The following is an 18,905-nucleotide window of genomic DNA, read 5'->3' as shown; positions in this document are numbered from 1 at the left end:
GGTCCTACCCGCCCCGGCAGGACCCCCCGGCCCCGGCGCGGTCAGCGCACCTCGATGAACTCCGCGGCGCTCCGCGCCGGCCGCTCCTGGGGCGCCGCCGCCGGGTGCCCGATCGCCACCGCCCCCATGGGATCCCAGCCCTCGGGCAGCCCGAGCACGTCCCGTACGACGTCCCGGCAGAACATCGTCGAGGAGACCCAGGCCGAGCCGAGGCGCTCCCCGGCCAGCGCGACCAGGAAGTTCTGGACGCCCGCCCCGGCCGCGACGACGAACATCTCGCGTTCGGCGGCGTCCCGGCGCGGGTCGCCGTAGTGGTGGGCGCCGTCCATGACGAGGCAGGGCACGGCGAGGTACGGCGCGTTCCGCAGCACGTCCCCGCGCCGCACCCGCTTCGCGACGGACTCCTCGGACCTTCCGTCCCGCCGCAGGTCCGCGATCCACGCGTCCCGCATCGCGTCGAGCAGCCGGAGCCGCGACTCCGCGGACTCCAGGAGGACGAACCGCCACGGGGTGGTGTGGTGCGGGGCCGGCGCCGTCACGGCCGCCGCGACCGCGCGCCGTACGGCCCCGGGGTCGACGGGGGCGTCGGTGAACGCGCGCACCGTGCGCCGCAGCGTCACCGCCTCCCGTACGGCCTCCGAGGTGCCGAGCCGGAACATGTCGTCGGCGGCGGCCCGCACCAGCGCCCGCGCGCCCGGTTCCCCGTCGTCCCCGACGACGTGCGGCAGGCCGCGGACGACGGCGACGGGCACGCCGGTGGTCTTGCCCTTGACCAGGTCGCCCGCGGCGGCGAGTTCGTCGGCGGTGGCGACGACGGTCACGCTCAGGTCGTTGCCGTGGGAGTCGGTCGCGCCCCGCAGGTCGTCCAGGACCCGCACGCCGGCCGCGCCGATCGCCACGTCGGTCAGGCCGGCCCGCCAGGGCCGCCCGAAGGTGTCGGTGACGACGACCCCGACGTCCACGCCGAGCGCCTCGCGCAGCCCGGTCCGGATCCGCCGCGCCGAGGCGTCGGGGTCCTCCGGCAGCAACAGCACGGTGCCGACGGGGGTGTTGGAGGCGTCGACCCCGGCCGCCGCCATGACGAGCCCCTGCCGGTTCTCGACGATGCGGAGGGTGCCGCGCCGCGCCACGACCCGTACGGTCTCGGCGTCGATGGCCGCCTCGCGGTCCTCGGCGGCCACGATCCGCCCCTCCGCCTTGCTCACGATCTTGGAGGTGACGAGGAGCACGTCCCCGTCCGCCAGGTCGGGGGAGGCGGCGGCGATGAGCTTGGCGAGGTCGTCCCCGGGAGTCACCTCCGGCAGCCCGGCGAGCCCCCACACCCGGTACGAGGCCGCAGCGGGCTCCGGGCCGGCCGTCACCCGCGGACCTCCTCGGCGAGCGCCAGCGCCGCCCGCGCCATCTCGGCGGTCGCGTCCACGTCGGTCATCATCAGCGGCACGGCCCGGCAGGCGATCCCGGCGGCCTCGACGTCGGCGACGGAGCCCGCGTCCACGGTGTCCACCAGCCAGCCGTCGAGGAGGCCGGAGCCGTAGTGGCGGGCCACGGCCGCCGCCGTCGACTCGACGCCGACGGCCGCGAGCACCTTGTCGGCCATGCCGCGCACGGGCGCGTCCCCGACGATGGGGGAGAGGCCGACGACCGGCGCGGCGGCGGCCGCGACGGCCTCGCGGATGCCGGGCACGGAGAGGATCGTGCCGACGGAGACGACCGGGTTCGACGGCGGGAAGAGGATGACGTCGGCCTCGGCGATCGCCTCCAGGACGCCGGGCGCGGGCTTGGCGGCCTCCGCGCCGACGGCCACGACGGCCTGCGCGTCGACGGAGGCCCGCAGCTTCACCCAGTACTCCTGGAAGTGCACGGCCCGCCGCTCCCCGTCGACCTCGATGGCGACGTGCGTCTCGACCCGGTCGTCGGACATCGGGAGGAGCCGGACGCCCGGCTGCCAGCGGGCGCAGAGCGCCTCGGTGACGGCGCTCAGCGGGTAGCCGGCGCCGAGCATCTGGGTGCGGACGATGTGGGTGGCGAAGTCCCGGTCGCCGAGGCCGAACCACTCGGGCCCGACCCCGTACGCGGCGAGCTCCTCCTTGACGGCGAAGGTCTCCCCGGCGCGGCCCCAGCCCTGTTCCTCGTGGATGCCACCGCCGAGGGTGTACATCACGGTGTCCAGGTCGGGGCAGACCTTCAGGCCGAAGAGGTGGATGTCGTCACCGGTGTTGCCGACGACCGTGATCTCCGCGTCCGGGACGGCCTGCTGGAGGCCACGAAGGAAGCGGGCACCACCGATGCCACCGGCCAGAACCACAATGCGCATGCGCAGCAGTGTGTCAGGCGGTGACGGCCCTCTGTGCCTCCGGGGCGGCGCACCGTCCCTGGAGGGACTCGTGCATCGGCTCGTGCATGGGCATCTCGGTCAGCCCGGGGAAGTAGACGTGGAGGCTGACGACCGGCTCCAGGGAGTCGTTGACGACCTCGTGGAGGTAGCCGGGCGCGTAGACCCGCTGGACGCCGGGCCGCAGGACGCGCACGCCCCGGTCCGTACGCTCCGTCAACTCGCCCTGGAGGACGGTGAGGACGCCGGAGGAGCGGCCGTGGTCGTGCAGGCCGCTGCCCTGGCCCGGCACCCAGGAGAGCAGCCACACCTCGTAGCCGGGTCCGGTGCGCAGGCGGTGGTACCAGCGGGTGGTGGCGTCGTACTCGACGTGCGGGGCCCACCGGTCGCGGTCGGCGGCGAGCTCGCGGGCGAGGCCGGCGAACTCGGCGACGGTGACGGGGTGCTCGCGCTCGGGCTGGAGCAGGTGCGGGACCTCCATGAGGTCGCCGGCGATCTGAAGGTCGCTGTCCATGTTCATGGGTGGGGTGGTTCCTCAGCAGAAACGGGGGTGCGGTGGGGGTCACGGCCCGGGGAGGGGCGCAGAGGTGACACGGGTGACGCAGGGTGACGCTGGGGGAGTCAGCCGGAGCTCTGGGGCATCAACAGCTGGAACAGCAACAGCAACAGCGCGCCTGGACAGCGCGGCGGAACCCACGGGCGTGGGTCGCGGAGGGCGCTGCGGTCGCTGGCATGCCACCAAAGTGGCCGGAGCGGTACCCGACTGTCAACTCAATGCCCGATTTGGGGCAATGTTTCACCTCATTCGGTTACTCCTTCCGGAGAAAGGTTTGCTCAGGCCCGGACCAGGCAAGATGGCGCACCATGCGGGCTCGTAAACATGGATGTGGCGGACGTGGTCCGTGATCGGACTGTGATCCGGATCGCTTCCCTGGCTGGATCGCAACAAGATCCACGTCTCGCACGTCTTTCCGGATGGAGGCGCGGCCGCGGGAACGGCCGGTGGCATGTGTCGCGTTTTTGGTGATTTGAACACTTTCCGCATAGGCTTGGTTCCGCAGAGTGAATACCGGGCCCAATAGCAGATCTTGGCTTGACTCGCACAGAGCACGAACTTGTAATTTCACTCGTGTCGTTCGGCCGTTTCGATCACGGCGACATCACGGGACGCACAGACAGACGAGGGGCGCAGATGACCGAGTTGTTCCAGGAACTGCTGGTCGAGGACGCGGACGAGGAACTCGGCTGGCAGGAGCGCGCGCTGTGCGCCCAGACCGACCCCGAGTCCTTCTTCCCCGAGAAGGGCGGCTCGACCCGCGAGGCCAAGAAGGTCTGCCTCGCCTGCGAAGTCCGCTCCGAATGCCTGGAGTACGCGCTCCAGAACGACGAGCGCTTCGGCATCTGGGGCGGCCTCTCCGAGCGGGAACGCCGCCGCCTCAAGAAGGCCGCCGTCTGACCGCCCGGCCGAAACCCGACCCCCACGGTCCGCCTCCTCCCCAGGAGGCGGACCGTTGCGTTGCCCGGGCACGCGTTCATCCCGCCCGCCGCCGGGCAGACGTCCCCCCGGACCGGGAGAAAAGGGGGACGTGAAGCCGCCGGCGAGGCACCCGGCCACCGGCACCCCCGCCACGGCCCCAGGCACCCCCACCCGCCGCAGCCATTAGTGTGGGCCTCCGTCCAAGCCGCTCCCACGCCCCACCGCGGGCGACCCCGGCCGGAGGGCCCGTAGCTCGATGTCCTCAACTCCTGAGTTCCCCAGGCACGTCGTCACCGCCGTGCTCGTCACCCACGACGGAGCCCGCTGGCTGCCCGACGCGCTCTCCGGGCTGCTCGCCCAGGAACGCCCGGTGCAGAGCGTGATCGCCGCCGACACCGGCAGCGCCGACGAGTCCGCACAGCTCGTCGCCGAAGCCGTCGGCCCCGACCGCGTCCTGCACCTCGCGCGCCGCACCGGCTTCGGCGCCGCCGTCGACGAGGCCGTCCGCACCGCGCCCCTGCTCGGACCCGAGGACCTCCCGTACCTCAAGCGCCCCAGCGGCTGGGACCCCGTCAGCCGCAGCTGGAACGACGAGGCCTACGACCTCCCCGAACTCCCGCACGGCGAACCGGTCCAGTGGCTGTGGCTCCTGCACGACGACTGCGCCCCCGAGCCCGGCGCCCTCGCCGAACTCCTGCGCGTCGCCGACTCCGACGCGTACGCCGCCGTCATCGGACCCAAACTGCGCGGCTGGTACGACCGCAAGCAGCTCCTCGAAGTCGGCGTCACCATCGCCCGCAGCGGCCGCCGCTGGACCGGCCTCGACCGCCGCGAGCAGGACCAGGGCCAGCACGACCAGATCCGCCCGGTCCTCTCCGTCTCCACCGCCGGCATGCTGGTCCGCCGCGACGTCTTCGAGGAACTCGGCGGCTTCGACCGCCGCCTGCCCCTGATGCGCGACGACGTCGACCTGTGCTGGCGCGCCCACGCCGCCGGCCACCGCGTCCTCGTCGCCCCCGACGCCGTCCTCCGGCACGCCGAGGCCTCCGCCCGCGAGCGCCGCTCCGTCGACTGCGCCGGCCGCACGGCCGCCAGCCCGCACCGCGTCGACAAGGCCGCGGCCGTCTACACGCTGCTGGCCAACACCTCCGGCCGCGCCCTCCCCTACGTCTTCCTCCGCCTCGTCGTCGGCACCGTCCTGCGCACCCTCGGCCTCCTCGTCGGCAAGGCCCCCGGCCAGGCCGTCGACGAGATCATGGGCCTCCTCGCCACCCTGCTGCGGCCCGAGAAGATCCTCGCCGCCCGCGCCCGGCGGAAGAACCCCGAGGTCCCGCCCGGCGAGCTCCGCCCGCTCTTCCCGCCGCCCGGCGCCACCGTCCGCGCCGCCGCCGAACAACTCGTCTCGCACTTCGGCGGCGACGAGGCCGACTCCGGCGGCTCGCGCCACGGCGCCGTCGAGTCCGGCCCCGGCGGCGACGACGCCGACTTCCTGGAGGTCGAGCAGTTCGCCCGCCTGAAGAAGATCGCCCGCAAGCCCGGCCCGGTCCTCTTCGCGCTCCTCCTCCTCGTCTCCCTCGTCGCCTGCCGCAACCTCTTCACCGGCGGCTCCCTCGCCGGCGGCGTCCTGCTGCCCGCCCCCGACACCGTCTCCGAACTGTGGAACCGGTACGCCGACGCCTGGCACACCCTCGGCACCGGCGGCACCCAGACCGCCCCGCCCTACCTGGGCATCCTCGCCGGACTCTCCGCGCTCTTCCTCGGCTCCACCTCCACCGCGCTGACCGTGCTGCTCGTCTGCTCGGTCCCGCTCGCCGGCCTCACCGCCTACTTCGCCGCCCGCGGCCTCGTCGGCTCCCGCCTCCTGGTCGCCTGGGGCGCCGTCGCCTACGCCTTCCTGCCCGCCGCCACCGGCGCCCTCGCCACCGGCCGACTCGGCACCGCGATCCTCGCGATCCTGCTCCCGCCGACGGCCCGCGCCGCCGTCGCCGCCCACGGCCTGAACCGCCCCGACCGCGGCAGCTGGCGCGCCACCTGGGCCTACGCCCTGCTGCTCACCGTCACCACCGCGTTCACCCCGATCGTGTGGCCGCTCGCCGTCGTCCTCGGCCTCGGCGTCCTCGTCCACCGCCGCGACGACATCACCGCGTACGGGCTCCGCTTCCTCGCCGCCGTCGGCACCCCGATCCTGGCCCTGGCCCCCTGGTCGCTGTCCCTGCTGACCGACCCCGCCGCCTTCCTCCACGAAGCCGGCCTCGACCTGCGCACCGGCACCGCCTCCGCCGTCGACCTGCTCGCGAGCAGCCCCGGCGGCCCCGGCACCACCGGCGGTCTCCTCCTCCTCGGCCTGGTCCTCGCCGCGCTCGCCGGCCTGCTGCGCGAGGAGCGCCGCCGCGCCGTGCTGGCCGCCTGGACCGCCGCCCTCGCCGGCCTCCTCTTCGCCGCCCTCGCCAACGGCGCCGACGGCACCGGCTGGGCGGGCCCCGCCACCCTCGTCTACGGCTCCGGCCTCATCGCCGCCGGCATGCTCGGCGCCGAGAGCGGCCGCAGCCGCGTCGCCGTCCACGGCTTCGGCTGGCGCCAGCCCGTCGCGGCCCTCGTCGCCCTCGCCTGCGCCGTCGGCCCCGCCACCGCCGCGGTCGGCTGGATGATCGGCGGCGCCGACGGCCCGCTGACCCGCCGCGACCCCGTGCAGGTGCCCGCCTTCGTCGCCCAGATGGCCGGCGAGAAGAACCAGCCCCGCACCCTGGTGCTCTCCGCCGACTCGCCCGGCGCGGTCGACTACACCCTGGTCCGCGGCTCCGGCGCCCGCCTCGGCGACGCCGAACTGACCGCGAACGCCGAGCCCGACCCGCGCCTCGACTCCGTCGTCGCCAAGCTCGTCGCCGGCTCCGGCGCCGACCAGACCCAGGAACTCAGCGCCTTCGCGATCCGGTACGTCATGGTCAAGGACGGCTCGCCGCGCCAGATGAGCCGCGTCCTCGACACCACTCCCGGCCTCTCCCGCCTCAGCCGGCTCGACGGCGTCGCGCTGTGGGAGGTGGACCGCGAGATCGCCCGCGTGATGATCGTGCCGCCCGCCGCCAAGCCCGGCGCCGCGGCCGAGGGTCTTCCCCTGCCCGTCCCGGCCGGACCGGTCGAGGCCCACGCCGACATCCCCGCCGGCCCCGCAGGCCGCGTCCTGCGGATCGCCGACCGCGCCGACGAGGGCTGGACCGCCACCCTCGACGGCACCGCGCTCACCCCCACCACCGTCGACGGCTGGGCGCAGGGCTTCCAGCTCCCCGCCGACGGCGGCCGCCTCGACCTCACCTACGACGAGCCCCTCGCGCACACCGCCTGGATCTGGACCCAGCTCGGCCTCGCGGTCGTCCTCGTCGTCCTCGCCCTGCCCGGCCGCCGCCGCGAGATCGACGACGACCTGCCCGACGAGGAGGCGGCCGTTCCGGCCCAGGCCACCGAAGGCGACGGCCGCCGCGCCCGACGCCTGCGCGCCGCAGCCGAGGCCGAGGCCGCCGCCGGCGCCGACGGCGCCGAGGGCCGCCCCGATGCCTCTGATGTCGACCACGCGCCCGCCCCCGCACCGGCGCCCGCCCCCGGCCGCCAGACGGCAGAGGCGGACGAGTGGGACACCGCGGGCCAGGACCCGGCCTACGCCCAGCAGCCGTACGCCACCGGCTACGACCAGCAGGGCTACCCCCAGGACTACGCCGACCCGTACCAGCAGCAGGCGTACCCGTACCCCCAGCAGGGCTACGACCAGGGCCAGGGCCAGGGCTACGACCACGGCCAGGGCTACGACCAAGGCCAGGGTCACGACTCGCAGAACCCCCAGAACCCCCCGGCGTACGACCCCTACGCCGCCCCACAGGGGTACGACCAGGGCCAGGGTTACGACCCGCGGAACCCGCAGGCGTACGACCCCTACGCCGGCTACGACTACGGCTACCCCCAGGGCGGCCAGGCCCACGAGACCGAGCAGCGTCCCGACGGGAGCAGCAACCAGTGAAGCGCCCCAGCACCTCCCTGATCGCGGTCGTCACCGCCCTCGCCGCCGTCACCGGCTTCGCCGCGATGACCGCCCCCGGCGAGCCCGGCGCCGCGTCCGCCGCCCCCGCGCCGCAGGCGGCCCGCCTCCCCGTCGAGCGCACCAGCCTGCTCTGCCCCGCCCCCAGCGCCTCGGACGTCGCGGAGACGCGCACCACCTCGTACACCCCGCCCGGCGCCGCCGCCCCGACCGCCGCCGGCACCACCGCCCCCAAGCCGACGGCCGTCCTCGGCATCGCCAAGAACCCGGACGCCCCGGCCCTCAAGAAGGACGCCAAGGCCCCCGGCACGGTCACCGCCCCTGGCAAGCCCGTCGCCACCGAGGCCGACGGCGCCGTCACCCACGGCCTCACCGGCACCGCCACCGGCGCCCTCGCCCCCGGCTGGACCGTCCAGCACACCACCGTCGTCCCGGCCGGAGCCGCCCGCGGCCTCCTCGGCGTCACCTGCTCCGCCCCCGACACCGACCTCTGGTTCCCGGCCGCCTCCACCGCCAAGGGCCGCACCGACTACATCCACCTCACCAACCCCGACGACGGCGTCGCCGTCGCCGACATCGAGCTCTACGGCCCCGAGGGCGAACTGAAGACCACCATCGCCCAGACCGGTGTCGACGTCCCGCCCCACTCCACCGTCCCGGTCCGCCTCGACACCCTCCTCTCCGACGGCGCCCAGGAGAACCTGACGGCCCACGTCTCCACCCGCGCGGGCCGGGTGGGCGCCGTCCTCGGCTCCGCCACCGACGGCGTCGGCAGCGACTGGCTCTCCGCCTCCGCCGACCCGGCGGGCCGCCTGGTGCTCCCCGGCATCCCCGCCGACGCCACCGGCGTCCGCCTCGTCGCCTTCGCCCCCGGCGAGTCCGACGCCGATCTGAAGGTCCAGCTGGCCACCGCGAACGGCACGATCGTCCCCGCCGCCGCCGAGTCCCTCCACGTCAAGGCCGGCATGACCGCCTTCGTCGACCTGCCGGACCTCACCCGGGGCGCCGCCGCCTCCCTGCTGCTCACCCCGACCGACCCCAAGAAGCCGGTCCCGGTCGTGGCCGCGCTCAAGGTCGTCCGCGGCAAGGGCTCGGACACGGAGATGGCCTTCATCCCCGCCGCGGCCCCCGTCACCGGCCGCGCCACCGTCGCCGACAACCGCGCCAAGGGCACCGCCCTCGCCCTCGTCGCCCCCGAGGCGGCCGCCCAGGTGAAGGTCACGGCCTCGGCCGGCTCGGAGGGTGGCACCCCCGCCACCCGCACCGTCTCCCTCAAGGCGGGCACCACGACCGTCCTCACCGACCTCGCCCCCAAGGACGCCAAGGGCTCCTACGCGCTGACCGTCGAACCGGTCGCGGGCGGCGGACCGGTGTACGCGTCCCGCATGCTCGCTCTCCCCGAGGACGGCATCCCGATGTTCACCGTCCAGACCCTGGTCGACGACCGCGGCACCGTCCAGGTCCCGACCGCCCGGCGGGACCTCACGGTCCTCGACGACTGACGGCCCTCGCCGGTACGGGTCAGTCCTGCCCGTACCGGGGGTCGACCGACTCGGGGGAGAGCCCGAGGAGCTCCGCGACCTGCTCCACCACGACCTCGTGCACCAGGAGCGCCCGTTCGTCACGGCTCTTCGACCGGATCTCGACCGGACGCCGGTAGACGACGACCTTCGCCGGCTCCCGCTTCTCGGCCGGCACCGAACCCCCCAGCGGCACGGTCTCGCCGGAGACCGCCGGAGGCACCTCCAGGATCATGAACTCGACGTCCTGGAGCTGCGGCCAGCGCCGCTCCAGCCGCTCCACCGAGTCCAGGACGAGATCGCGGAAGGTGTCCGCACGGCTCACGGACAGCGGGACCTGCGGCGGTGCGACCGGCCCCCGCATCCCGCGGCCGTGCCGGTCCCGCCGGCGGATCCGCGGCTCGGCCGGCGGCTCCCCGGAGCTCCGCGAGGGGCCCGGCTGCCCGGGCGGCACAGGAGTGTCCATCACTGACGCAGCGTAACTCTCCTGGGTCACTCCGCACCGTGGCGAGGACCGGCCGATCGGCGCGTCCCGCCCCCTCCGCACGTCGCCCCCACTCCGTGCGCTGTCCAAACCTGAACATTCCGGCCGTCCCAGGGAACGATTCGGCACCCGCTCACGATCGGCCATCCGGCCGCGACTGACCGGAATCCTCCCCCTCCCTGTCCGGATCACCCCCTGTCCCACCCCCCTCGACCCCCCTCCACCGCAGGTCAGAACCGACACCACCCGAAGGAGGGTGTCCGACGTCACACCGCGACACGGTGGAGTGACCTGGGGGAGAGTCGTCGCGGCCCGGTCAAGAGTGCGGTACCGTCCAACGTCGTGAGCCCTGTACGTCGCTGTTCGCGCACCGCGTGCGGCCGCCCTGCCGTCGCGACACTGACGTACGTCTATGCCGACTCGACCGCGGTCCTCGGCCCGCTCGCCACCTACGCCGAGCCCCACTGCTACGACCTGTGCGCCGAGCACAGCGAGCGCCTCACCGCCCCGCGCGGCTGGGAGGTCGTGCGGCTCTCCGACGCCTCCGCCCCCACCCGCCCCAGCGGCGACGACCTCGAAGCCCTGGCCAACGCGGTCCGGGAAGCGGCCCGTCCCCAGGAGCGCGCCGCCGAGGCCGGCAAGCCCGGCACCGGCCGGGGCGGCGACCCCATGGAGGTCGGCCGCCGCGGACACCTCCGGGTGCTCCGTTCCCCCGACAACTGAGCCGGCGGACCGCCGACCCGCGTCCACAACCAGCCACCGGACGCGTGCCGCACCCCCACCCCGGGTAGTTTGGGCGTTCCGTACACGTGCCGCACACGCGTGCCGAGAACTCAGGAGGGTGGATCCGTGACTGCCGATCTGTCGCAGATCGTGAAGGCGTACGACGTCCGCGGGGTCGTCCCCGACCAGTGGGACGAGAAGCTCGCCGAACTCTTCGGCGCCGCCTTCGTCCGCGTCACCGAGGCCGATGCCATCGTCGTCGGCCACGACATGCGGCCCTCCTCGCCGGGTCTCTCCGACGCCTTCGCCCGCGGTGCCGCCCGCCTCGGCGCCGATGTCACCCTCATCGGGCTGTGCTCGACGGACCAGCTGTACTTCGCTTCGGGGAGCCTGGGTCTGCCGGGTGCGATGTTCACCGCTTCGCACAATCCGGCCCGGTACAACGGGATCAAGATGTGCCGGGCGGGTGCGGCGCCGGTCGGGCAGGACACCGGGCTGTCCGAGATCCGGGCGCTTGCCGAGCGCTGGCTCGTCGAAGGCGCCCCCGCCGCCGCTCCGGAGGCCGGGACGATCACCGAGCGGGACACGCTGGCCGATTACGCGGCTCACCTCAAGGCGCTGGTGGATCTCATCGGGATCCGGCCGTTGAAGGTGGTCGTGGATGCCGGTAACGGCATGGGCGGGCACACCGTGCCCACGGTCTTCGACGGGCTGCCGCTGGACCTCGTGCCGATGTATTTCGAGCTCGACGGTACTTTCCCGAATCATGAGGCGAATCCGCTGGATCCGGCGAACATCGTGGATCTGCAGGCGCGGGTGCGGGCGGAGGGTGCGGATCTGGGTCTGGCTTTCGACGGGGACGCGGACCGGTGTTTCGTGGTCGACGAGCGGGGTGAGCCGGTCTCGCCGTCCGCGATCACGGCGCTGGTCGCCGCCCGTGAGCTCGCGAAGCATCCCGGCGGGACGATCATCCACAACCTGATCACCTCCTGGTCGGTGCCGGAGGTCGTCCGCGAGCACGGCGGCGTGCCCGTCCGGACCCGGGTGGGTCACTCCTTCATCAAGGAGGAGATGGCGAGGACCGGTGCGGTCTTCGGTGGTGAGCACTCGGCGCACTACTACTTCAAGGACTTCTGGAACGCCGATACGGGCATGCTCGCCGCCCTGCACGTCCTCGCCGCCCTCGGCGGACAGGAAGGCACCCTCTCCGACCTGGTCGCCGCCTACGACCGCTACACCGGCTCCGGCGAGATCAACTCCACCGTCGCCGACCAGGCCGCCAAGACCGCCGAGATCAAGGCCGCCTACGAGCACGAGGACGGCATCACCCTCGATGAGCTCGACGGCCTCACCGTGACCTCCGCCGACTGGTGGTTCAACCTCCGCGCCTCCAACACCGAACCCCTCCTCCGCCTCAACGTCGAGGCCCGCGACGCGGCCACCATGGCCAAGGTCCGCGACGAGGTCCTCGCCCTCGTCCGCGCCTGACCCCAGGACCGGCGGGGAGCCGCCGCTCGCCGAGCCGCGACTCCCCGCCCCCGGCGGTAGGCTGACCAGCACCGATCACTGGTACGAAGGGACACCGCAATGCCGCTCGAAGCCGGCCTCCTGGAGATCCTGGCCTGCCCCGCCTGCCACGCTCCGCTCGACGACCGCACGGCGGACGAGGCCCCCGAACTGATCTGCACCTCCGCCGACTGCGGCCTCGCCTACCCCGTCCGCGACGCCATCCCGGTCCTCCTCGTGGACGAGGCCCGCCGCCCCGCCTGACACCCCCGCGGGCAGGCACCCGGCCGGGCCGGTTTGTGGGCAGGCGTTCCGCAGGGCGGAGCGGGTGGGCACAAACCCCCCGAGGCGGGCGCCCGACCCGCGCACCGCCCACCCCAAGTGCCCGCACCGCACCCGCGCCGGCCGGAGGCCCCATGCTGGACGAGACCCTGCTAGACGCACCGGACGCCCTCGCGACGGCCGACCGCCGCGGCCTCCTCCGCGGCGCCGCCGAGGCCGGCGCCCGGGTCAGGACCGCCGCCCGCCACGCCACCGAGGCCGGCATCGCCGACCTCCGCCCCGAGGGCCGCCCCCGCGCCGTCCTCGTCGCCGGCCCCGGCACCGCCGCCGCCGGCGTCGCCGACCTGATCGGCGCCCTCGCCGGCGCCTCCGCCCCCGTCGTACGCCTCACGCCCACCGGCGTCGCCCCCGCCCCCGGCGCCCTGCGCTGGGCGCTGCCCGGCTGGGCCGGCTCCGTGGACCTGCTCCTGCTGCCCACCACCGACGGCTCCGAACCCGGCCTCGCGCTCCTCGCCGAACAGGCCTACCGCCGCGGCATCACCGTCGCCGCCGTCGCCCCCCAGGGCTCCCCCCTCTCCGAGACCGTCAACGGCTCCCACGGCCTCTTCGTCCCGATGGCGATGGCACCCCACGAGGAACGCGACGAGTACGGCGAGAACCTCTCCGCCAGCCCCGGCGCCCTCTGGGCCCTCTTCACCCCGCTCCTCGCCCTCCTCGACCGCGTCGGCCTCCTCCAGGCCCCGCCCGAGGCCCTGGAGCGGGTCGCCGACCGCCTCGACCGCACCGCCGAACGCTGCGGCCCCGCCATCGCCACGTACTCCAACCCGGCCAAGACCCTCGCCGCCGAGGTCGCCGAGACGCTCCCCCTCATCTGGACCGAGGGCGACGCCGCCGGACCGGCCGGCCGCCGCTTCGCCGCCGTCCTCGCCGAACTCGCCGGCCTGCCCGCCCTCGCCGCCGAACTCCCCGAGGCGCTCCCCGCCCACGGCGTCCTCCTGGCCGGCGCCTACGCCGCCGCGGCAGACCCCGACGACTTCTTCCGCGACCGCATCGAGGAGCCCCAGGCCCTACGCGCCCGCGTCGTCCTCCTCCGCGACCGCCCGGCCGGCGGCCTCAGCGCCGCCCCTGCCGCCCGCGAGCTCGCCCTCGGCCACGACACCGCCGTCAGCGAGCTCGAACCCGAGGAGGGCGACGCCCTGGAGACCCTCGCGGAACTCCTCGCCGTCACCGACTTCGCCGCCGTCTACCTCTCCCTGGTGACCTCCGGCCACATGGCCCCCTGACACGCCCGGCGCCCGGAGCACGACACAGGGTGCGACACCTGGCCACGACCCGCGCACCGGCGGCGTACGGCCGCGGGCCACACCGGCGTACGCCCCCGGCCACCCGTACGCCAGGTCGCGGACGCCCGCGTGTCACCCACCCCCTGTCATCTGTCCTCTGGCACCGTCACCGTCACCGCCCCGAGAACCTGGAAGCCCGCATGGAACGCCTCGTCAACACCGTCCGCCCCTACGCCTGGGGATCCACGACGGCCATCCCGGAACTGCTCGGCACCGCCCCCACAGGCGAGCCGCAGGCCGAGATGTGGATGGGCGCCCACCCCGGAGCCCCGTCCCTCACCCCCCGCGGGCCGCTCAACGAGCTGATCGACGCCGACCCCGTACGCGAACTCGGCGCGGCCACCGCCGAGAAGTTCGGCCCCCGCCTGCCCTTCCTCCTCAAGGTCCTCGCCGCCGGCGCCCCGCTCTCCCTCCAGGTCCACCCCGACCTGGAGCAGGCCCGCGCCGGACACGCCGCCGAGGAGGCCGCCGGCATCCCCGTCGACGCCCCCCACCGCACGTACAAGGACGCCAACCACAAGCCCGAGATGATCTGCGCCCTCACCCCGTTCGAGGGATTCTGCGGCTTCCGCGCCCCCACCGAGGCCGCCGACACCCTCGCCGCCCTGGGCGTCGACTCCCTCAAGCCGTACGTGGACCTCCTCCACGCCCACCCCGAGGAGGACGCCCTCCGCGAGGTGCTCACCGCCCTGCTCACCGCCGACCCGGCCGAGATGGGCCGCACCGTCACCGAGGCCGCCGCGGCCGCCGACCGGCTCGGCGGCGCCTTCACCCCCTACGCCGTCCTCGCCCACCACTTCCCCGGCGACCCCGGCGTCATCGCCGCGATGCTCCTCCACCACGTCAGGCTCCAGCCCGGCGAGGCCCTCTACCTGGGCGCCGGCGTCCCGCACGCCTACCTCTCCGGCCTCGGCGTCGAGATCATGGCCAACAGCGACAACGTCCTGCGCTGCGGTCTCACCCCCAAGCACGTCGACGTCCCCGAACTCCTCCGCGTCGTCCGCTTCGAGCCCGGCGACCCCGGCGTGCTCCGCCCCGAGGCCTCCCCGTCGGGCGAGGAGGTCTACGACACCCCCATCGACGAGTTCCGCCTCTCCCGCCTCGTACGCGCCGAGGGAGCCGCCCCCACCGACCTGACCGCCGCCACCCCGCAGATCCTGCTCGCCACCGCCGGGCACCCCAAAGCAGGCGAAATCGCCCTGGCGCCGGGCGAATCCGTCTTCGTCCCCGCCGACGAGCGTGTCGAACTCTCCGGAGCGGGCACGGTGTTCCGCGCGACCGTCGTGGCCTGATGCAACAATGACCGGCCGTACCACGGCCACGGCCACCGGGCCGGAGCACCGACGAAGGGAACAGACAGACCCATGAGCGCGTCAGGCGGAACCAAGGCGATCGTGGCGGCCCTCGCCGCCAACCTGGCGATCGCCGTAGCCAAGTTCGTGGCGTTCCTCTTCAGTGGCTCGTCCTCCATGCTCGCCGAGAGCGTCCACTCCCTCGCCGACTCCGGCAACCAGGGCCTGCTCCTCCTCGGCGGCAAGAAGGCCCAGCGCGAGGCCACCCCCCAGCACCCCTTCGGCTACGGCCGCGAGCGGTACATCTACGCCTTCCTCGTCTCCATCGTCCTCTTCTCCGTCGGCGGCATGTTCGCCATCTACGAGGGCTACGAGAAGATCAAGCACCCGCACCCCATCGAGGCCTGGTACTGGCCGGTCGGCGTCCTGGTCTTCGCGATCATCGCCGAGTCCTTCTCCTTCCGCACCGCCATCAAGGAGTCGAACCTCGTCCGCGGCGGCCTCTCCTGGAAGGAGTTCGTCCGCCGCGCCAAGGCCCCCGAGCTCCCCGTCGTCCTCCTGGAGGACCTCGGCGCCCTCGTCGGCCTCATCCTCGCCCTCGGCGGCGTCGGCCTCGCCCTCGCCACCGGCGACGGCGTCTGGGACGGCATCGGCACCCTCTGCATCGGCGTCCTCCTCATCGCCATCGCGATCGTCCTCGCCGCCGAGACCAAGTCGCTCCTCCTCGGCGAGGCCGCCGGCCTCGACGACGTGAAGAAGATCGAGGACGCCGTCGTCGACGGCGAGACCGTCACCCGCCTCATCCACATGCGCACCCTCCACCTCGGCCCCGAGGAACTCCTCGTCGCCGCCAAGATCGCCGTCCGGCACGACGAGACCGCCACCGAGGTCGCCCGCGCCATCGACGCCGCCGAGGAGCGCATCCGCGCCGCCGTCCCGATCGCCCGCGTCATCTACCTGGAACCGGACGTCTACAGCGAGTCCGCCGCCGCGGCCGGCCCCGACCCGGCCGCCACCCCCGGCGGAAGCGGCCACTGAGCCCCCGCACCACCCCCCGCACACCCCGACGAAGCCCCCGGAGCGCACCGCGCCGCCCCGGGGGCTTCTCCCTGCGGGCCTGCGCCGGGTGGGCCGGTCGGTGTAGATTCGAGACCGCCAGACGTCGCTGCTGATGGCGGTCGGGCGGACCCCCAGGGACCGGCCGAGGGAGAGAGGACCTCCGACGACTGCACCGCGAACCACCCGGGCATCCGTATGCCCGCAGGTGCCTCGACCGCGGTGTCAGGCGCCACAACCGACCCTCACCACGCGATCCCACGAGGAGCAGCACCAGTCATGACGACTGCCGCACAGCAGGACTTCAAGGTCGCCGACCTCTCCCTGGCCACCTTCGGCCGCAAGGAGATCACCCTCGCCGAGCACGAGATGCCCGGCCTGATGGCGATCCGCCGCGAGTACGCCGAGACCCAGCCCCTCGCCGGCGCCCGCATCACGGGCTCCCTGCACATGACCGTGCAGACCGCCGTCCTCATCGAGACCCTCGTCGCCCTCGGCGCCGAGGTCCGCTGGGCCTCCTGCAACATCTTCTCCACCCAGGACCACGCCGCCGCGGCCATCGCCGTCGGCCCGAACGGCACCCCGGAGAACCCCCAGGGCGTCCCGGTCTTCGCCTGGAAGGGCGAGACCCTGGAGGAGTACTGGTGGTGCACCGAGCAGGCCCTCACCTGGCCGAACACGCCCACCGGCGGCCCGAACATGATCCTGGACGACGGCGGTGACGCCACCCTCCTCGTCCACAAGGGCGTCGAGTTCGAGAAGGCCGGCGCGGCCCCGGACCCGTCGACCGCGGACAGCGAGGAGTACGGCTACATCCTCCAGCTCCTCAACCGCACGCTCGTCGAGTCCCCGCAGAAGTGGACCCAGCTGGCGTCCGACATCCGCGGCGTCACCGAGGAGACCACCACCGGCGTCCACCGTCTCTACGAGATGATGCAGGCCGGCACGCTCCTCTTCCCGGCGATCAACGTGAACGACGCCGTGACGAAGTCGAAGTTCGACAACAAGTACGGCTGCCGCCACTCCCTGATCGACGGCATCAACCGTGCCACGGACGTCCTCATCGGCGGCAAGACCGCCGTGGTCTGCGGTTACGGCGACGTCGGCAAGGGCTGCGCCGAGTCCCTGCGTGGCCAGGGCGCCCGCGTGATCGTCACCGAGATCGACCCGATCTGCGCGCTCCAGGCCGCGATGGACGGCTACCAGGTCACCACCCTGGACGAGGTCGTCGAGACCGCCGACATCTTCATCACCACGACCGGCAACAAGGACATCATCATGGCCTCCGACATGGCCAAGATGAAGCACCAGGCGATCGTGGGCAACATCGGCCACTTCGACAACGAGATCGACATGGCCGGCCTGGCCAAGATCCCGGGCATCGTCAAGGACGAGGTCAAGCCCCAGGTCCACACCTGGACCTTCCCGGACGGCAAGGTCCTGATCGTCCTGTCCGAGGGCCGCCTGCTGAACCTGGGCAACGCGACGGGCCACCCGTCGTTCGTGATGTCGAACTCCTTCGCGGACCAGACCCTGGCCCAGATCGAGCTGTTCACGAAGCCGGAGGAGTACCCGACGGACGTGTACACGCTCCCGAAGCACCTGGACGAGAAGGTCGCCCGCCTCCACCTGGACGCGCTCGGCGTCAAGCTGACGACCCTCCGTCCCGAGCAGGCCGCCTACATCGGCGTCAAGGTCGAGGGCCCGTACAAGCCGGACCACTACCGCTACTGATCCGCCCCCGGTCGTCGCACGACCGGCGGACGAGACGCCCCAGCAGGCCCCCGGCACCCGTGCCGGGGGCCTGCCCCGTTCCCCTCCACCACCCGAGGACCACGCGATGCCCCGCGGCCGCTACTCGCTCCACGACCCCCACGACCACACCCCCCTCGGCGAGGAGCACTTCCACTGCGCCCCCGGCCCCTCCGGCTGGCGCTACGTCTCCCAGATCACCACCCCCGGCGGCGACCACCGCGGCTCCGTGGACCTGGCCGTCGACGAACTCGGCCGCCCCATCCGCCTCGAACTCCACGCGTCGAGCTGGCAGGTCCGCGGCGCCGCCCTCGACGGCGTCACCTGGGTCCGCACCGACCCCACCGGCACCCACGCCACCGAAGGCAACGTCCGCGCCCATGCCTTCACCGGTACGTCCCCGGCCTTCCTCATCGCCCTGACCCGCCTGCTGCGCCTCGCCCCGGGCGCCCCGGAGACCCGCGTCCGCCTGGTCGCCCTCACGGATCCGGTCCTCGCCCCCCTGACCGTCGACCAGTCCTGGTCCCTCCTGGGCACCGAGACGCACCCCACCGACCTGGGCCCCCTCTCCGTCGACGCGTACCAGGTCAGCACCCTGGACTCCGGCGAACGCCACACCGTCCACATCGCCGGCGACGTCGTCCTCTCCGCCCCCGGAGTGGAACTGGAAGACCTCGACACACCCCCCTCGACCTTCCCCGCCTGACACCGCCCGGCCCCGGCCCCGGGCGATGTGCGACGGGCCCCGCCGAACTGGTACTGTCCTCCGGTGCCCGAAAACACCGTTGACACGGTGGACGCGGGGAGGTAGATTCAGATGGTTGCCTGGAGCTGGACAGCTCGGCAGCAATCAACTAGAGTCTGACTCACTCCCGATTCTTTGTCGTGAATCACGAAAAGCCACCGATTAGGTAGCCGGAAATGATTCTGATAAAGTCGGAAAGCGCCGGAAGGCCCCGAGAAAAACAAATCGGGACCGGAAAGCACCGAGGAAATCGGATCGGAAAGATCTGATAGACTCGGAAACGAAGGAAGCGCCCGGAGGGCCTGGAGACAGGAACGAAGGAAGCGTCCGCACCTTGAGAACTCAACAGCGTGCCAAAAATCAACGCCA

General features: G+C 73.5%; 15 protein-coding genes. 11 read left to right on the top strand and 4 right to left on the bottom strand.

All coding sequences use genetic code 11. The features are described from left to right. Positions 1 to 41 precede the first annotated feature (41 nt). Genes ACFZCF_RS31625 through ACFZCF_RS31615 form a run of 3 tightly spaced genes read right to left on the bottom strand, consistent with a single transcriptional unit; the run spans position 42 to position 2,852 of the window. Complete coding sequence (locus ACFZCF_RS31625) at positions 42 to 1,361, bottom strand: coenzyme F420-0:L-glutamate ligase (RefSeq protein WP_391290548.1); 1,320 nt, start codon at positions 1,359 to 1,361, stop codon at positions 42 to 44. Further along, the gene (gene cofD / locus ACFZCF_RS31620; RefSeq protein ID WP_388450491.1) at positions 1,358 to 2,314 is read right to left on the bottom strand and encodes a 2-phospho-L-lactate transferase; all 957 of its coding nucleotides are present in this window, start codon (positions 2,312 to 2,314) and stop codon (positions 1,358 to 1,360) included. The genes ACFZCF_RS31625 and cofD overlap by 4 nt, the downstream gene beginning before the upstream one ends. A 13-nt stretch (positions 2,315 to 2,327) precedes the next feature. Beyond that, positions 2,328 to 2,852 (bottom strand): cysteine dioxygenase, encoded by a 525-nt coding sequence (locus ACFZCF_RS31615; protein ID WP_388450493.1) that lies wholly within the window; start codon positions 2,850 to 2,852, stop codon positions 2,328 to 2,330. Between the two features lie 672 nt (positions 2,853 to 3,524). Between ACFZCF_RS31615 and ACFZCF_RS31610 the strand changes: the two genes are divergently transcribed. From ACFZCF_RS31610 to ACFZCF_RS31600, 3 genes are all read left to right on the top strand, one after another. Continuing rightward, a complete protein-coding gene (locus tag ACFZCF_RS31610) occupies positions 3,525 to 3,788 on the top strand; it encodes a WhiB family transcriptional regulator (RefSeq protein WP_015033978.1) in 264 nt (87 codons plus the stop codon). 277 nt (positions 3,789 to 4,065) lie between these two features. Continuing rightward, entirely contained in the window at positions 4,066 to 7,815 is a 3,750-nt protein-coding gene (locus tag ACFZCF_RS31605) for a glycosyltransferase (protein WP_391290546.1), read from the top strand. Continuing rightward, positions 7,812 to 9,335, top strand: coding sequence for a DUF5719 family protein (locus ACFZCF_RS31600; RefSeq protein ID WP_388450498.1), 1,524 nt, complete (start codon positions 7,812 to 7,814; stop codon positions 9,333 to 9,335). The genes ACFZCF_RS31605 and ACFZCF_RS31600 overlap by 4 nt, the downstream gene beginning before the upstream one ends. A 19-nt stretch (positions 9,336 to 9,354) precedes the next feature. Here the strand turns inward: ACFZCF_RS31600 and ACFZCF_RS31595 are convergent, their stop codons facing one another. Continuing rightward, positions 9,355 to 9,819, bottom strand: a complete 465-nt coding sequence (locus ACFZCF_RS31595; protein ID WP_388450500.1) for a metallopeptidase family protein — start codon at positions 9,817 to 9,819, stop codon at positions 9,355 to 9,357. A 309-nt stretch (positions 9,820 to 10,128) separates the two neighbouring features. On the opposite strand from ACFZCF_RS31595, the gene ACFZCF_RS31590 reads away from it, so the two are divergent. The 8 genes from ACFZCF_RS31590 (at position 10,129) to ACFZCF_RS31555 (ending at position 18,497) form a co-directional block, all read left to right on the top strand. Further along, positions 10,129 to 10,560 (top strand): DUF3499 domain-containing protein, encoded by a 432-nt coding sequence (locus tag ACFZCF_RS31590; protein WP_169093684.1) that lies wholly within the window; start codon positions 10,129 to 10,131, stop codon positions 10,558 to 10,560. A 126-nt stretch (positions 10,561 to 10,686) separates the two neighbouring features. Continuing rightward, positions 10,687 to 12,048, top strand: coding sequence for a phosphomannomutase/phosphoglucomutase (locus ACFZCF_RS31585; RefSeq protein ID WP_391290543.1), 1,362 nt, complete (start codon positions 10,687 to 10,689; stop codon positions 12,046 to 12,048). Positions 12,049 to 12,147: 99 nt separating this feature from the next. Beyond that, positions 12,148 to 12,330, top strand: coding sequence for a Trm112 family protein (locus ACFZCF_RS31580; protein ID WP_388450505.1), 183 nt, complete (start codon positions 12,148 to 12,150; stop codon positions 12,328 to 12,330). 152 nt (positions 12,331 to 12,482) lie between these two features. Next, on the top strand, positions 12,483 to 13,631 hold the full coding sequence (locus ACFZCF_RS31575; RefSeq protein WP_388450507.1) for an SIS domain-containing protein: 1,149 nt from the start codon (positions 12,483 to 12,485) through the stop codon (positions 13,629 to 13,631). Positions 13,632 to 13,831: 200 nt separating this feature from the next. After that, on the top strand, positions 13,832 to 14,983 hold the full coding sequence (gene manA / locus ACFZCF_RS31570; protein WP_388450509.1) for a mannose-6-phosphate isomerase, class I: 1,152 nt from the start codon (positions 13,832 to 13,834) through the stop codon (positions 14,981 to 14,983). Between the two features lie 72 nt (positions 14,984 to 15,055). Then, complete coding sequence (locus tag ACFZCF_RS31565; RefSeq protein WP_388450511.1) at positions 15,056 to 16,021, top strand: cation diffusion facilitator family transporter; 966 nt, start codon at positions 15,056 to 15,058, stop codon at positions 16,019 to 16,021. Between the two features lie 297 nt (positions 16,022 to 16,318). Beyond that, complete coding sequence (ahcY, locus tag ACFZCF_RS31560) at positions 16,319 to 17,773, top strand: adenosylhomocysteinase (protein ID WP_388450514.1); 1,455 nt, start codon at positions 16,319 to 16,321, stop codon at positions 17,771 to 17,773. A 106-nt stretch (positions 17,774 to 17,879) separates the two neighbouring features. Beyond that, positions 17,880 to 18,497 carry a hypothetical protein gene (locus tag ACFZCF_RS31555; protein WP_391290539.1) on the top strand — a complete coding sequence of 206 codons (618 nt, stop codon included), beginning with the start codon at positions 17,880 to 17,882 and terminating at the stop codon, positions 18,495 to 18,497. Positions 18,498 to 18,905: the final 408 nt, after the last annotated feature.

This window comes from Streptomyces sp. NPDC007945 (assembly GCF_042958885.1).
In the GTDB taxonomy this organism is placed as follows: domain Bacteria; phylum Actinomycetota; class Actinomycetes; order Streptomycetales; family Streptomycetaceae; genus Streptomyces.
This window is presented reverse-complemented; position numbering and strand designations above follow the sequence as displayed.

Bases quoted from the DNA above. Each gene is read 5' to 3' on its own strand.
- cofD (WP_388450491.1), bottom strand. From the start codon at position 2,314: ATGCGCATTGTGGTTCTGGCCGGTGGCATCGGTGGTGCCCGCTTCCTT.
- ACFZCF_RS31615 (WP_388450493.1), bottom strand. From the start codon at position 2,852: ATGAACATGGACAGCGACCTTCAGATCGCCGGCGACCTCATGGAGGTC.
- ACFZCF_RS31610 (WP_015033978.1), top strand. From the start codon at position 3,525: ATGACCGAGTTGTTCCAGGAACTGCTGGTCGAGGACGCGGACGAGGAA.
- ACFZCF_RS31605 (WP_391290546.1), top strand. From the start codon at position 4,066: ATGTCCTCAACTCCTGAGTTCCCCAGGCACGTCGTCACCGCCGTGCTC.
- ACFZCF_RS31595 (WP_388450500.1), bottom strand. From the start codon at position 9,819: ATGGACACTCCTGTGCCGCCCGGGCAGCCGGGCCCCTCGCGGAGCTCC.
- ACFZCF_RS31580 (WP_388450505.1), top strand. From the start codon at position 12,148: ATGCCGCTCGAAGCCGGCCTCCTGGAGATCCTGGCCTGCCCCGCCTGC.
- ACFZCF_RS31575 (WP_388450507.1), top strand. From the start codon at position 12,483: ATGCTGGACGAGACCCTGCTAGACGCACCGGACGCCCTCGCGACGGCC.
- manA (WP_388450509.1), top strand. From the start codon at position 13,832: ATGGAACGCCTCGTCAACACCGTCCGCCCCTACGCCTGGGGATCCACG.
- ACFZCF_RS31565 (WP_388450511.1), top strand. From the start codon at position 15,056: ATGAGCGCGTCAGGCGGAACCAAGGCGATCGTGGCGGCCCTCGCCGCC.
- ahcY (WP_388450514.1), top strand. From the start codon at position 16,319: ATGACGACTGCCGCACAGCAGGACTTCAAGGTCGCCGACCTCTCCCTG.
- ACFZCF_RS31555 (WP_391290539.1), top strand. From the start codon at position 17,880: ATGCCCCGCGGCCGCTACTCGCTCCACGACCCCCACGACCACACCCCC.